This is a genomic window from Mammaliicoccus sp. P-M58, from assembly GCF_022386165.1.
In the GTDB taxonomy this organism is placed as follows: Bacteria; Bacillota; Bacilli; order Staphylococcales; family Staphylococcaceae; genus Mammaliicoccus; species Mammaliicoccus sciuri.
This window is the reverse complement of the sequence record NZ_JAJNJI010000014.1, coordinates 37,969-53,664: the sequence shown is the minus strand read 5'-3', so window position 1 is coordinate 53,664 and position 15,696 is coordinate 37,969. Positions and strand designations below refer to the sequence as shown.

The window sequence follows — 15,696 nt, the reverse complement described above, 5'->3', positions numbered from 1 at the left end:
CCCGTAGAGCGTAGACTCTACGGGACTTTTAGTACTTTATTTATCTGGTGTCCATATAACAATATCTTCACCGGATTGATTTTGTTGCTCGATATCTTGGAAACCGTGATTTAAGAAGAAATCTTTGGATTGATTACGGGCAATACATTTGATAGGTAAATCGAAGCTTTTAGCATAATCTAATAATTGTTTGCCGTATCCTCTATCTTGATAATCTCTTAATACTTCTAATTTCCATAAAATGTGGTAATCATTAAATGCTGGGAAGTATGTTTTTTCTACTTCATCTTGTTTAAATAAACACATTCTTGCAACTAATTTGTCGCCAATATAAATACCGTAAAATGGTGAATCTGAACTAGCATCGATCATTTTTCCTTTTAATTCTTCAACCATATATAAACCTTCGTTTCCGAAGTTACGAAATTGTTCGAATGCCTCTTCAGTTTTGTAATTAATTTGTAAATGTTCTACTTTAGCCATGATAATCCCCCTTGTTCTTTCCTTAATTATACTTCATTTGAATAAAATTTTAAATTATAAGCCGTTAGATTGTTTTATTTATCTACAATCTTTATACTATTGATAGTAATTAATTTCGAAGGAGAAAGACTCGTATGGACTGTAAGAAGACTGTAATTGATCAACAAAATAGTTTTATAGAGAGATATACAAATCATAATACTGAAATTATAAACTTTTATGGATATAAACCAGGGGACCAATCTGAATTCGAAAAACGCTCGAATTTATCAGCTAATGGCAGAGAAAAAGCACTTTCAAAAGTCATATATAATTATATGTCTCAATTAAATTTAACAGATAACCAACTTGAAAATATTGAAAATTTAAAACATGGTCACAAAGTCATTATAGGTGGTCAACAAGCCGGACTCTTTACTGGTCCTTTATATACATTCCATAAAATCATTTCGATTATCGTTTTAGCAAACGAACAAAGTGAAAAATTAAATACGCCAGTTATTCCTGTTTTTTGGATAGCAGGCGAAGATCATGATTTTGATGAAGTGAATCATACATATGCGTATGATCGAATTTCAAGACAGTTAAATAAAGTAAAATATAGTACGTTAGAACCACCAGAAAAGAGTGTTTCTCATTATCATTTTGATAAAGCATTGATCAAAGATGCTTTAAACGACATGTTCAGTTCTATCGGGGAGACTGTTCACTCTAAAGATATTCAATTATTGATTCATAAAGCAATCGAGTCTTCTGAATCATGGAGTGAAATTTTTAAGGTTATGACACATGAAGTATTTAAAGAATATGGTTTGTTATTAATTGATGCAAATGATCCAGAACTAAGAACATTAGAAGTACCATTCTTCAAGGAAATTATTGAAAATCATGAAGCAGTAGATTCAGCATTTAGAACTACACAAGACCAATTTGCTGAAGTTATTAAGAAGCGCATGATTTTAACCGATGGCAATGTTCACTTATTCTATGAGTATGACGATAAAAGACAGCTCATTATGTGTGAAAATGAAAAGTTCTATTTAAATAAAGATACAGATGTAACATTTACAAAAGATGAATTGCTCAGTCTTGTAGAAGAACATCCTGAACGATTTTCTAATAATGTCGTAACAAGACCGCTAATGGAGGAATATTTATTTAATACATTAAGTTTCATTGGTGGGCCAAGCGAAATTGTTTATTGGGGTGAACTGAAAGGTGTATTCAATTTATTTAATATTGAAATGCCTATAGTTACACCTCGTATGCGAATTAGTTATTTAACGCAAGAAGCAAAAAAATGTATCGATAACTATAACTTAGATCTAGATACTGTTTTAGTAGATGGTATTCAAAACGATAAAGAAAAATTTATTAGAGCAAAAGCTTCTGATGAAGTCTTAAGAGAAATTGAAGAAATGAAAGAAAGCCAATCTCAATTTCATCAAAAACTGATTAAAGAAATTGGCGATGATTATCAAAACAGAAAATTAGTCGAAAAAAATAATCAAATACATCAGCACCAATATCAATATTTAATAGATAGATATTTGTTAAATGTCGAAAGAGAAAATGAAATTAGTATGAGACATTTTGAAATAGTGGAGCATACATTACATCCTCACCACGGATTACAAGAAAGAGTGTGGAGTCCTATTCAAGTGATGAATCAATTTGGGATTACTATGTTCAGTCCCTCCACTTATCCACCACTTCGTTACACTTTTAAACATATAACGCTTGAACTATAGTCATAACAAGGATTAACACCCAATTTACGAAATCGTAAATTGGGTGTTTTTTTTACTATTTACACAAATTTTAAGAAATCTTGTATAAATAGTGGAGGATTGTGGGGGAATGTGGTAAATTATAAATAAGGTGAGGTGAGATAAAATGTTCATGGGTGAATACCAACATCAATTGGATACTAAAGGGCGTATGATTGTGCCTTCTAAATTCAGATATGATTTGAACGAACGTTTTATTATCACTAGAGGCCTAGATAAATGTTTGTTTGGCTACACACTTGAAGAGTGGGCGCGCATCGAAGAAAAACTCAAAACCTTACCTATAACAAAAAAAGATGCCCGTAAATTCATGAGAATGTTCTTCTCAGGTGCGATTGAAGTAGAACTAGACAAACAAGGACGTATTAACATCCCTCAAAATTTAAGAAGTTACGCTAATTTAAGTAAAGAATGTACTGTTATTGGTGTTTCTAACCGAATTGAAATATGGGATCGTTCTACGTGGAATGATTTTTATGATGAATCTGAAGACAATTTTGAGGACATTGCGGAAGATCTCATTGACTTTGATTTTTAGGAGTGAATTAAATGTTTCATCACGTATCCGTACTATTGAAAGAAACAGTAGATAAATTAGACATAAAACCAGATGGTACTTACGTTGATTGTACATTAGGTGGAGCTGGTCATAGTTTGTACCTAGTTGAACAATTGAATGACCAAGGCCGACTTATAGCAATCGATCAAGATGAAACAGCGATTGAACATGCTAAAGGTATCTTAAATGACCATATGCATAAAGTAATTTTTGTACAAAACAACTTTAGAAATTTAGAACATATATTAGAAGAACTACATATTAGTAAAGTAGATGGTGTACTTTATGACCTTGGTGTATCCAGTCCACAACTTGACACACCAGAACGAGGATTTAGTTACCATTATGATGCTAAGTTAGACATGAGAATGGATCAATCACAATCTTTATCAGCTTATGAAGTGGTAAATGAATGGTCATATGAACAACTTGTCAAAATCTTTTTTAGATATGGTGAAGAGAAATTTTCAAAACAAATAGCTAGAAAGATTGAAGCAAGAAGAGAACAAGCACCTATAGAAACGACTTTCGAACTAGTGGATTTAATTAAAGAAGGTATTCCAGCAGCTAAACGTAGAAAGGGTGGACACCCTGCTAAACGTGTCTTTCAAGCGATTAGAATAGCAGTTAATGATGAATTAGGTGCATTTGAAACATCTATTGAAGCAGCAATACAACACGTTAAAGTTGGCGGAAGAATTTCAGTTATTACATTCCATTCTTTAGAGGATCGTTTGTGTAAACAAGTCTTTCAAGAATATGAAAAAGGCCCAGATGTACCAAGGGGATTGCCGGTTATACCGGAAGCGTACAAGCCGAAGCTAAAACGAGTAAACAAAAAACCAATTATTTCTGATGAACAAGAACTTGAGCATAACAATAGAGCGAGAAGTGCAAAGTTAAGAGTTGCGGAAATTTTGAAGTAAACAGAGGAGTGGCAATTGAATGGCAGTAGAAAGAGTATATCCGAATTATAGACCTAATGAGTGGCAAGAGCCACAATTCGAACCACAGAAGAAAAAAGTAAAAAAGACCAAGGTAGTAGGAATATCGAGGATCGAAAAAGTCGTATACATATCATTAATAACTATGATTGCGTTGATAAGTATTTATATGCTATCTTTAAAAATGGATGCGTATAATAACAAGACACAAATCGCAGAATTAGACAGTAAAATTGAGCAACAACAAACAACAAACAGTGATTTGAAGACGGAATCAATGAAACAATCGTCATACGAACGCATCTACGAAAAAGCTGAAGACTACGGTCTAAAGTTGAATAATGACAATGTAAAGGTAGTGCGTAGTGATGCCCAAAATTAAAATAAAGAAAAATAAAATAGGAGCAGTCCTCTTAGTAAGTTTTTTCGGACTGCTCTTTTTTATATTGGCCGTAAGATATTCGTATTTAATGATCAGTGGTCACTCAGCTGGTGAAGATTTAGCGTACAGGGCAAGTGAAAAATATTTAAGACAAACAGTCGCAGAACCTGAACGTGGGAAAATTTATGATCGTAATGGTAAAGTGCTTGCCGAAGATACAGATAGTTATAAATTAGTGGCAATATTAGATAAAAAAATGAGCGAAGGTAGCGATAAGCCTCGACACGTAAAAGACAAGAAAAAAACAGCTAAAGCATTAGCTAAAATTCTTGATATGGATGAAGATGATATTTTAAGTAAACTTAAAACTAAAAATGCCTTTCAAGTTGAGTTTGGTCAAAAAGGTAAAGATTTAACTTATAAACAAAAAACACAAATTGAAAAGCTTAAATTACCTGGACTGACTTTTGAAACGGAGAAAAAAAGATTTTATCCTAATGGTAACTTTGCATCTCATCTTATCGGTTTAGCAGATAAAGATCCAGATACAAACAAATTAAAAGGTGTATCAGGTGCTGAAAAAGTATTTGATAGCTATTTAAAAGGAAAAACGGGTAAAAACTCTTATAAACAAGATATATGGGGTATGCTCGTGCCGAATAGTGAAGATAGTATTAAAGCTCAAAATGGTGATGATGTACATCTTACATTAGACTCTAATATTCAAGTCTTTGTTGAAAATGCACTCGACGAAATGGTAGATCGCTATGAACCTAAAGATTTATTTGCGGTTGTCATGGATGCAAAAACTGGTGAAATACTAGGTTACAGTCAGAGACCTACGTTTAATCCTGATACGAAAAAAGACTTCGGGAAAAAATGGGCGAATGATTTATATCAAAATACTTACGAACCAGGTTCAACATTCAAAACATATGGTCTAGCTGCAGCAATTGAAGAAGGTAAATTCGAACCAAACAAGAAATTTAAATCTGGTCATAGAGAAATAGATGGATTTAAAATTTATGATTGGAACGATGATGGTTGGGGAAATATTCCTATGACAACTGGATTTACATATTCAGCCAATACATTAATGATGAAACTTCAAGACTTAGTTGGTGCTGATAAAGCAAAGGCATATTATGAGAAATTTGGTTTCGGTAAAAAAACAGGTGGCTTATTTGATAGTGAAGCACCAGGGAATATTGCGTTTGATAATGAACTTCAAAGAAAGACATCTTCATTCGGTCAGTCTACTACTGTAACACCAGTCCAAATGTTGCAAGCTGAAACAGCTATTTTAAACCAAGGTAATATGCTCGAACCTTATTATGTAAAATCGATTCAAAACAAAGAAAGTAACGAAACGATTAAAAAAGGCGAGAAAAAAGTAGTTGGCAATCCGATATCTAAAGATACAGCTAAGAAGACAATGACTGAATTAGATAAAGTAGTAAATAGTAAAGAAAGTCATGCTACAAACTATAAAATAGATGGCTACCGAGTTGCAGGTAAAACTGGTACAGCTCAAGTGCCAGATACTAAAAACGGTGGTTATGTAGATGGTGCAAATCCGTATTTCGTAAGCTTTATGGGCTATGCGCCTGCCAAAGATCCTGAAGTGGTTGTATATGCAGGTATGTCTCTTGCACAAAAACGTGATCTAGAGGCTTATGAATATGGTGTGTCAAGAGGTTTCAATCCGATTATGGAAAATACATTAAAATATTTAGATGTAGAAGAAACTGAAGGCAAAGCTAAAACGAATGCTTCAAATGTGCCAGATGTTGTCAATATGAGTACTCAAAAAGCAACTGATGCAATAAAAGGTAAAAAACTTGAACCAATTGTAATTGGTAAAGGTGATAAAATTAAGAAACAAATACCGCTTAAAGGTAAAAATGTCCAAGATAAAGAAAGAATTTTACTCGTTACAGACGGTGAAATGACGATGCCTGATACTGAAAACTGGACGAAACGAGACTTATTAAAATTACAAGAAGCGACAGGTATTGAAGTAGAATCAGAAGGTTCTGGTTACGTTTCTGAGCAATCTGTCAGTCAGAACCAAACAATTAAATCTGGTACTAAAGTTAAGTTTACGCTTTCTAACAATCATCCGAATGGTGATGATTCAATAGGACAAGTGCCAGATGATGAAGAAACATCTAAAGATGAAAGCAAAAGTAAAGATGTTAAAAAAGATAGTAAAGAAGAAAAAACATCTAGTGAATCATAAATCACAGGATGATAGATAATATACAATAGAAAAGGTGAACAATTATGAATTTTACGCTACCTGTCATTGCGTTTTTATTGACTTTGATACTTGTACCCGTTTTAATTCCAACACTTAAAAAATTAAAATTTGGGCAAAGTATTCGAGAAGAAGGACCTAAGAGTCATATGAAGAAAACAGGAACACCAACTATGGGTGGATTAACGTTCTTATTAGCAACAATCGTTGTAACAATAATCGCGTTATTCTATGTTGAGCAAGTAGGTCCGCTCATTCTGTTATTATTTGTAACATTAGGATTTGGACTTATTGGTTTTATAGACGATTATATTATTGTCGTTAAGAAAAACAACCAAGGTTTAACAAGTAAACAAAAATTCTTAGCTCAAATTGCGATAGCCGTTGTATTCTACATCGTAAGTGTCATATTACCGAACTATGAATTTGAAACAGCGATCAACATACCGTTTACAGATTGGTCATTACCATTGTCTGTTTTCTACATTATATTCATAGTATTTTGGCAAGTTGGATTCAGTAATGCTGTCAATTTAACTGATGGATTAGATGGTCTTTCAACTGGATTATCAATCATTGCATTTGGTTTTTACGCGACACTATCATTTATTCTTGATAAACCAGAGATTGGGTTATTCTGTTTAGTGATGCTTGCAAGTTTATTTGGATTTTTAATTTACAACAAGTACCCAGCAAAAGTGTTCATGGGAGATACTGGTAGCTTAGCGCTTGGCGGTATTTTCGCAACGATTTCAATCATGCTTAACCAAGAAATAACATTATTATTGATCGGTTTAGTATTTGTAATTGAAACATTATCAGTTATGTTACAAGTAACGTCATTCAAGCTTACAGGAAAAAGAATATTTAAAATGAGCCCATTGCACCACCATTTCGAGTTAGTTGGTTGGAGTGAATGGAAAATAGTATTAGTATTCTGGGCTACAGGTATCGTTACTGGTGCAATTGGTTTATGGATAGGGGTAATGTAGTATGAAAGCATATGATGCATTAAAAGAGAAACCTGTTCTAATTTTAGGCTTAGCTAAAAGTGGATATGAAAGTGCAAAGTTATGCCATAAATTAGGTGCTGATGTAACGGTTAATGATGGTAAAGATTTATCATCTGATCCGCATGCGCTTGAACTAGAGCAACAAGGGATACGTGTGATCAGTGGTGAACACCCACTGTCATTACTTGATAATAAACCGTTAATCGTAAAAAACCCTGGTATACCTTACAACATTCCACTATTGCAAGAAGCGATGAATCAAGGATTGGATATCATTACAGAAGTTGAATTAAGTTATTACATTTCAGAAGCACCAATTATTGGTATTACAGGTACAAATGGTAAAACAACAGTGACTTCTTTAATAGGGGATATGTTTGGTAATAGTAAAGTAAATGGTCAAGTTTCAGGTAATATTGGTGTAGTTGCATCAAAAGTTGCACAAGAGGTTACGAAAGACGATTATCTTATTACAGAACTTTCTTCATTCCAACTTTTAGGAACAATCCATTATCGTCCGCATATCGCGATTGTTACAAATATTTATTCTGCACATTTGGATTATCACGGTAGTTTAGAAGAATACCAGAATGCTAAGAAAAATATTTTTAAGAATCAAACCGAAGACGATTATTTAATTTTTAACTATGAACAAAGACATTTAATCAATACAGATGATATTAAATCTAAAATATTATATTTCTCAACTAATCAAAAAGTGAATGGCATTTATATTGAAGATGATTATGTCGTATATAACGGTATAAGAATTATCAATACGCACGATATTGTATTACCTGGTAAACATAATTTAGAAAATGTACTTGTAGCTGTATTAGCTGCTTTATTATCTGGCGTTGATGTGAAGTCAGTTGTGCATACTTTAACAACATTCTCAGGTATTAAACATAGACTTCAATATGTTGGGAATAATAGAGGCAATAAGTATTACAATGATTCTAAAGCAACGAATACTTTAGCAACACGATTTGCCTTAAGTTCATTTAATTCTCCAATCATTTGGTTATGTGGTGGATTAGATAGAGGGAATGACTTTGATGATTTAATACCTTATATGGATAATGTCCGTTTGATGGTTACATTTGGTGAAACAAAAGATAAATTAAAAACGTTAGGTGCAAGTCAAGGAAAAGAAGTCTTGCAAGCAAATGACGTTAAAGATGCCGTTAATTTGATTCAAGATTATATACAGTCTAATGATGTTGTCTTACTATCACCAGCATGTGCGAGCTGGGATCAATATGATACATTTGAAGCACGTGGCGACGAATTTATTGAAAGTTTCCAAAAACATTTACCAACATTTTAGAAATTGTGAAAAAAAGGAGTGACAACCGTGAATAAAAATTCTGATAACAATGATGATATATTGCAATTTGAAACGACTACGGAAGATGAACGATTAGAAATTTTAAAGAAGAAAAGAAAACGTAGACGTCAAATTCAATTAGGTGTATTCATAGGTGTTATACTCCTTGTTATCTTGATTTTACTGTACATGTTTACAGACATCAGTAAAGTTGATCAAGTGGATATTAAAGGTGAAGAAATCGTATCTAAAAACGATATTGAAAAAGCTTTAGATATCAAAAAAGATTCTAGAATATACAATATCCCTGTGAGTGATATGAAATCGAAAATCGAAGAAATTGAAGGCGTTAAAAGTGTTGAAATTAAACGTCATTTTCCAAATGACTTAACTGTTAATGTAAATGAGTATGAAACAATTGGGTTAGTTAAAGAGAAAAAACATTACGTACCGTTATTAGAAAATGGGAAAACAATTAAAAATTTATCAACAGATTTACCAATTGATGTTCCGATTTTGAATGACTTTAGTTCTAAAAAGTTAAATAAAATGATTCCTGAATTGAAAAAGGTTAAACCTAAAGTTAAATCAATGATATCGGAAATAAATTATAAACCTGGTGAGAACAATCAGAATAGAATCCAACTATTTATGACAGATAATGTGGAAGTTGTTGGAGATATTCAAACTTTTGCGAATAAAATCAACTATTATCCGAGTATTTCTGATAAATTAGAGAGAGACAATTCTGGAGCGCTTAAAACACCTGGATTTTTAGATTTACAAGTTGGTGTGACATTCTTACCGTATGAAACAGAAGAACAGCAAAAAGAGCGTTCAGAAAAAGAAACAAAACAAGATGAAAGTAATAAAACAGAACAGAAAAAATTAGACCAAGCATTACAAGATTTATCTAAAGAATTGGATAAATCTGGAGAAGAACCAAAATCAACTGAGAAATCAGAAGAATAAGTAAAAAAATCAATAAATAAACCTATAATTAGTTCACATTAAATCAAGTATCATGTAAACTAATAATAGTTTAAATTTGATTATCATGTGTTAGAGGAGGTGCCTATCGATGGAGGAACATTATTATATTAGTTTAGATATAGGTTCATCGAGTGTAAAAGTAATAGTAGGAGAAAAATTTCATAATGGCATTAACGTGATAGGTACAGGGCAAACTTATACGAATGGTATAAGAAATGGTTGTATAGATGATTTTGATATCGCTAAACAAGCAATTAAAGATACAATCAAAAAAGCAGCAATTGCATCTGGAATAGATATTAAAGAAGTATTTTTAAAAATGCCTATCGTGAATACAGAGATTTACGACGAAAAATTTGAAATACCTTTTGATGGTACAGAAACTGAAATAAGTGGCAGTCATATAGAATCAGTATTAGAGGGCATTAGGGAATTAAATGATGTTCCTGAAACTGAAGTCATTGGTGTATTCCCAATGAAATTTATTGTAGATGACTTACATGAAGTTTCTGATCCTAAAGAGATGGTTGCAACGCAATCATTAAAAGTAGAAGCAGGTGTTATCGCAACATCAAAATCATTATTAATCAACATCATTAAATGTGTTGAATCTTGTGGAGTAGATGTATTAGAAGTATTTTCTGATGCTTATAACTATCAATCTATATTATCTCCAACAGAAGTTGAACTTGGTGCTTGCGTCATTGATATTGGTGAAGATTTAACGCAAGTAGGTTTTTATGAAAGAGGCAATTTAGTTGATGCTGATACGATTGAAATGGCAGGTAGAAGCATAACAACAGATATTGCAAAATCATTAAATACTACATATGACAATGCCGAGAAGATTAAACAACAATATGGACATGCATTCTACGACTCTGCATCAGATCAAGATGTCTTTAGTGTTGAACAAATTAACGAAGATGGTCACGCACAATTCACTCAAAAAGAATTAAGTGAAATTATTGAATCAAGAGTAGAAGAAATTTTCTTTGAAATATTTGATTTATTACAAGATATGGGTATTACAAATGTTAACGGTGGATTCATCGTAACAGGTGGTACTTCAAACCTACTCGGTATTAAAGAATTATTACAAGATATGGTTAATGAAAAAGTACGTGTACATACACCATCTCAAATGGGTATACGTAAACCTGAGTTTACTTCTAGTATATCTACTATATCTAGTGGAATTAACTTTGATGAGCTACTAGATTATGTTACAATGAATAATTATGACGTTGATAATGTCGAAGAAGAAACATACGAAGAAGAAACTCAAGAAACTAAAGCTAAACCGTATGAACAATGGTTTAAAAAGAAATCAAACAAAAACAATGACGCAAAAGCTTCAAATTCTGATCATGACAGAGTCTCCGAAACAGAATATGATTCGGAAAGTCAAGAAGAGAAGCCAAGTGTATTAAAAAAATTAATGAAATCGTTATTTGATTGATGGGTCATAAAGATTAGGAGGATAATAAATGTTAGAATTTGAGCAAGGGTTTAATCATTTAGCTACTTTAAAAGTAATTGGTGTTGGTGGCGGCGGTAATAACGCTGTTAACCGTATGATAGATCATGGAATGAACAATGTAGAATTTATTTCTATTAATACAGATGGTCAAGCTTTAAACTTATCTAAAGCTTCATCTAAAATTCAAATTGGTGAAAAATTAACACGTGGATTAGGTGCAGGTGCAAACCCAGAAATCGGTAAAAAAGCTGCTGAAGAATCACGTGAACAAATAGAAGATGCTATTCAAGGCGCTGACATGGTATTCGTTACTGCTGGTATGGGTGGCGGAACTGGTACAGGTGCTGCACCAGTTGTTGCTAAAATCGCAAAAGAGATGGGTGCATTAACTGTTGGTGTTGTTACTCGTCCATTTAGCTTTGAAGGACGTAAACGTCAAACTCAAGCTGCTGCCGGTGTAGAATCTATGAAAGCTGCAGTAGATACATTAATCGTTATTCCTAATGATCGTCTTTTAGATATCGTTGATAAATCAACACCTATGATGGAAGCATTCAAAGAAGCAGATAATGTATTACGTCAAGGTGTACAAGGTATCTCAGACTTAATCGCTGTTTCTGGTGAAGTTAACTTAGACTTTGCTGACGTTAAGACTATTATGTCTAACCAAGGTTCAGCATTAATGGGTATCGGTGTATCTTCTGGTGAAAATAGAGCAATCGAAGCTGCTAAAAAAGCTATTTCTTCACCATTATTAGAAACTTCAATCGTTGGCGCACAAGGTGTCTTAATGAACATTACAGGTGGAGAGTCACTTTCACTATTTGAAGCTCAAGAAGCAGCAGATATTGTTCAAGATGCAGCAGACGAAGATGTTAATATGATATTTGGTACAGTTATTAACCCAGAATTACAAGACGAATTAGTCGTTACAGTAATTGCTACTGGATTTAATGACAAACCTTCTAATGCTCGTAAACCACAAGGTGGCGGAGCATTTGGTGGAACTACAGAAGAACCTGCTTCTAAAAGAGAAGAAGGAGAATCACTAGGAAGAAAAGCTTCATTTGAAAATAAATCAACAAATGAATCAACTGATGATAGTGATATTCCAAGTTTCATTCGAAATAGAGAAGATAGACGTTCTAGACGCTCTAGACGATAAATGAACTTAAAAAGTCATCAGGCTCAGTCCTGATGACTTTTTTTGTTAGGAGAGATGAAATGAAAGAGATTTTTAATCAACATAATCATTATTTATCATATGAAGTCGATGACAGAAATGATTTAACAATAGGTATTACAACTCGTCAAGGTGGATATAGCCCGTATCCAGAGAATGCCTTTAATATGGCGCGATACATCAATGACGATCCAGATAATATTTCAAAGCATCAGCAAATATTAGCCAATGAAATTAACTTCAGTTGTGCCAATTGGGTATTTCCAATTCAAACACATGAGAATAAAGTTCGAGAAGTATCTTCAAAGGATAAAGGTACAAATATCAATGCATTAACTGAAGAATTTCATGGAATAGATGGACTTTATACTTATGAGTCTGACCTATTATTAACGATGTGCTTTGCAGATTGTGTACCAATCTATTTATATGATACGCAAAATGGTTATATTGGTCTTTGTCATGCCGGATGGAGAGGTACGCATTCCCAAATTATTAAAGAGATGATTGAACAATATAACGGCGACGTTGCTAATTTGAGAGTTGTTATAGGACCATCCACATCTGACAGTTACGAAATTAACGAAGACATTTATCAAAAGTTCAAAACATTACCGATAGACTCTGAAGCGTACATTGTACAAAGAGGACAAGATAGATACGGCATAGATTTAAAACAAGCAAATGCACTACTTGCCATACATTATGGTGTTAATCCTGAACATATCGTCAAGACGAATCATTGTACGGCTAGTGAAACAGATTTATTCTTCTCATATAGAGTAGAAAAAGGGCAAACTGGTAGAATGCTTGCATTTATAGGTAGAAAGTAGGTATAGATTTGAAATCAGTAAAAGAAAATTTAGTAGAAATCAATTCACAAATTTGTAATAGTAGCGAAGAATCAGAATTTAATACGGCGCCTCAAGTGATTGTTGTGACAAAATATGTTACAATAGACCGAGCTAAAGAAGCTTATGAAGCTGGCTTGAAAAACTTTGGAGAAAATCGTATTGAAGGATTTTTGGAAAAGAAAAAGCATCTTCCAGATGATGCTATCATGCATTTTATTGGATCATTACAAACAAGAAAAGTAAAAGACATCATTAATGAAATTGATTATTTACATGCATTAGATAGATTAAAATTAGCTAAAGAAATTGAAAAACGTGCAGAACATGTTGTAAAATGCTTTGTTCAAGTGAATGTTTCGGGAGAAGAATCAAAACATGGCATGTCGCCAGATGATGTTATCCCATTTATTCAAGAGCTTAAGGATTTTAAACATATTGAAATAGTTGGTTTAATGACTATGGCACCATTAACTGAAGACAAAATAAAATTAAGACAATATTTTAACCAACTAAGATTATTGAAAGAGAAAGTACAATCCTTAAACTTATCATATGCACCTTGCACTGAATTATCTATGGGCATGAGCAATGATTTTAATGAAGCAATACTAGAAGGTGCTTCTTATGTAAGAATTGGTACAAAATTAGTTGGCGAATAGGAGTGTAAATTATGGCAATTAAAGATGTATTTAAAGGCTTTTTCGTAGTCGATGAAGAAGAAGAAGTATACGAAGAGCCACAAAGAGAACAAACAAAAGCACCACAACAGGAATCATCTATACAAGAACAAAAACCAAAACCAAAACAACAATCTTTAAAAAGTGTACCAACACAAAAATCAAATACAACTAGATACCAATCACAACGTTCTCGTGATTTTAAAAAACCTGAAAGGAAAGAGGCCATGACTGAGAAACGTACAAATTCATCTCAAACGAATGTCGTTAGTATGAGCGGGAATATGGATTTTGCGCAAAGTTCAAAAATGTGCTTATTTGAACCAAGAGTATTTTCAGATACGCAGGATATCGCCGATGAACTTAAAAATAGACGTACAACATTAGTAAACTTACAACGCATTGACAAAGTATCAGCTAAAAGAATTATAGACTTCTTGAGTGGTACTGTATATGCGATAGGTGGAGATATAAGACGCGTTGGAACAGACATCTTCTTATGTACACCTGATAATGTTGAAGTAGCAGGATCAATTACTGAGCAACTAGAACAAGTTGAACCTTATCAAGAATAGAGGAATTTAAGATATGGATAGTGGACTATTAAGTACGATATTAGGATTTGTATTATTCGTCGTTAAAATTTATCAATATGGTATGATCGTTTATTTCCTTACATCATGGTTACCAGGCGTTAGGGAAGGCGCATTTGGACAATTTTTAGGGAAAATATATGAACCTTTTTTAGAACCATTTAGAAAAATTATCCCACCATTAGGTATGTTAGACATATCTTCATTAGTGGCGTTTATAACGTTAAGTTTATTCTATGTTGGTTTAGTTAATATATTTAATATGATTGTACCTGTAATGCCAATATTATAATTAAACGATAAATGACAGTAGGGTGAGACGTAATGTCACATCCTATTTTTTATTGAATTAGAGGTGTCAAAATGGATATATATCAACATTTTAGAAAAGAAGAAAAAGAGATTATTGATTTATTTTTAAATAGGTGTGAAGTTGCTGAACGAAATTATCAACCTGTATTAACAGAGTTTCTGGACCCTAGAGAACAATTTATATTACAAACAATCGTGGGTGGATTCGACGATTTAAATGTACATTACTTTGGTGGTAATGAAGCATCAGAAAGAAAACGTGCAATCGTCGCACCTGATTATTTTGAACCGACTAAAGCGGATTATGAGATGGTGCTTATTGAACTTAACTATCCTTCAAAATTTGTTAAATTGACGCATCGTAATGTATTAGGTACGATCATGTCGCTTGGGATTGATAGAAATCAACTAGGGGATATTATTGTTAATGACCGTATACAGTTTGTTTTGACAAAGAGATTTGAATCGTATATTATGATGGAATTAACAAAGATTAAAGGTGCCGGAATCAAATTGAGTTCTATTCCATTCCAAAATATGATACAATCAAGTGAGAATTGGCAGACACATGACGCAACTGTAAGTGCATTAAGATTGGATGTAATCATTAAACACCTTACAAATACGAGTAGAACAATTAGTAAGAAATTGATTGAAAGTAAACGCGTTAAAGTCAATCATAGAGAAATCGAACAAGTAGACTTTATAGTCGAAGAAAATGATTTGATCTCTATTAAAGGATATGGACGTGCGATGATCATTCAAAATAATGGAACTTCAAAAAAAGGTAAGATAAGAATAGCTTATCGAACATTGTTTAAATAGTGCTGAGGAGGAAAA

Annotated in this window: 16 protein-coding genes; 15 read left to right on the top strand and 1 reads right to left on the bottom strand. The window is 32.8% G+C overall.

Features of this window, described 5'->3' with window-relative positions; all coding sequences use genetic code 11:
- Positions 1–36: 36 nt before the first annotated feature.
- A complete protein-coding gene (locus LQ694_RS13800; RefSeq protein WP_058612427.1) occupies positions 37–483 on the bottom strand; it encodes an N-acetyltransferase in 447 nt (148 codons plus the stop codon).
- Between the two features lie 134 nt (positions 484–617).
- On the opposite strand from LQ694_RS13800, the gene bshC reads away from it, so the two are divergent.
- The 15 genes from bshC (at position 618) to LQ694_RS13725 (ending at position 15,681) form a co-directional block, all read left to right on the top strand.
- The gene (gene bshC / locus LQ694_RS13795; protein ID WP_231493033.1) at positions 618–2,234 is read left to right on the top strand and encodes a bacillithiol biosynthesis cysteine-adding enzyme BshC; all 1,617 of its coding nucleotides are present in this window, start codon (positions 618–620) and stop codon (positions 2,232–2,234) included.
- Positions 2,235–2,379: 145 nt separating this feature from the next.
- Complete coding sequence (gene mraZ, locus LQ694_RS13790) at positions 2,380–2,811, top strand: division/cell wall cluster transcriptional repressor MraZ (protein ID WP_025904608.1); 432 nt, start codon at positions 2,380–2,382, stop codon at positions 2,809–2,811.
- 11 nt (positions 2,812–2,822) lie between these two features.
- Positions 2,823–3,758, top strand: coding sequence for a 16S rRNA (cytosine(1402)-N(4))-methyltransferase RsmH (rsmH, locus tag LQ694_RS13785; protein WP_096791312.1), 936 nt, complete (start codon positions 2,823–2,825; stop codon positions 3,756–3,758).
- A gap of 19 nt (positions 3,759–3,777) precedes the next feature.
- Positions 3,778–4,158 carry a cell division protein FtsL gene (ftsL, locus tag LQ694_RS13780; protein ID WP_231493034.1) on the top strand — a complete coding sequence of 127 codons (381 nt, stop codon included), beginning with the start codon at positions 3,778–3,780 and terminating at the stop codon, positions 4,156–4,158.
- Complete coding sequence (locus LQ694_RS13775; RefSeq protein WP_065381101.1) at positions 4,145–6,400, top strand: penicillin-binding protein; 2,256 nt, start codon at positions 4,145–4,147, stop codon at positions 6,398–6,400. The genes ftsL and LQ694_RS13775 overlap by 14 nt, the downstream gene beginning before the upstream one ends.
- Positions 6,401–6,444: 44 nt before the next feature.
- Positions 6,445–7,410, top strand: coding sequence for a phospho-N-acetylmuramoyl-pentapeptide-transferase (gene mraY / locus LQ694_RS13770; RefSeq protein ID WP_049319198.1), 966 nt, complete (start codon positions 6,445–6,447; stop codon positions 7,408–7,410).
- A 1-nt stretch (position 7,411) separates the two neighbouring features.
- Complete coding sequence (gene murD, locus LQ694_RS13765) at positions 7,412–8,761, top strand: UDP-N-acetylmuramoyl-L-alanine--D-glutamate ligase (RefSeq protein WP_218696703.1); 1,350 nt, start codon at positions 7,412–7,414, stop codon at positions 8,759–8,761.
- A gap of 27 nt (positions 8,762–8,788) precedes the next feature.
- A complete protein-coding gene (locus LQ694_RS13760) occupies positions 8,789–9,733 on the top strand; it encodes a cell division protein FtsQ/DivIB (RefSeq protein ID WP_077152204.1) in 945 nt (314 codons plus the stop codon).
- 109 nt (positions 9,734–9,842) lie between these two features.
- Positions 9,843–11,216: a cell division protein FtsA gene (gene ftsA / locus LQ694_RS13755; protein WP_049319194.1), complete on the top strand. Its 1,374-nt coding sequence runs from the start codon at positions 9,843–9,845 to the stop codon at positions 11,214–11,216.
- Between the two features lie 28 nt (positions 11,217–11,244).
- Positions 11,245–12,402 carry a cell division protein FtsZ gene (ftsZ, locus tag LQ694_RS13750; RefSeq protein ID WP_025904600.1) on the top strand — a complete coding sequence of 386 codons (1,158 nt, stop codon included), beginning with the start codon at positions 11,245–11,247 and terminating at the stop codon, positions 12,400–12,402.
- Between the two features lie 59 nt (positions 12,403–12,461).
- Positions 12,462–13,253, top strand: a complete 792-nt coding sequence (pgeF, locus tag LQ694_RS13745; RefSeq protein ID WP_218696702.1) for a peptidoglycan editing factor PgeF — start codon at positions 12,462–12,464, stop codon at positions 13,251–13,253.
- 8 nt (positions 13,254–13,261) lie between these two features.
- A complete protein-coding gene (locus LQ694_RS13740; RefSeq protein ID WP_025904598.1) occupies positions 13,262–13,933 on the top strand; it encodes a YggS family pyridoxal phosphate-dependent enzyme in 672 nt (223 codons plus the stop codon).
- Between the two features lie 11 nt (positions 13,934–13,944).
- On the top strand, positions 13,945–14,526 hold the full coding sequence (locus LQ694_RS13735) for a cell division protein SepF (RefSeq protein ID WP_107601779.1): 582 nt from the start codon (positions 13,945–13,947) through the stop codon (positions 14,524–14,526).
- A gap of 13 nt (positions 14,527–14,539) precedes the next feature.
- A complete protein-coding gene (locus tag LQ694_RS13730) occupies positions 14,540–14,836 on the top strand; it encodes a YggT family protein (RefSeq protein ID WP_037587547.1) in 297 nt (98 codons plus the stop codon).
- A gap of 71 nt (positions 14,837–14,907) precedes the next feature.
- Entirely contained in the window at positions 14,908–15,681 is a 774-nt protein-coding gene (locus LQ694_RS13725) for a YlmH family RNA-binding protein (protein WP_196968189.1), read from the top strand.
- Positions 15,682–15,696 lie beyond the last annotated feature (15 nt).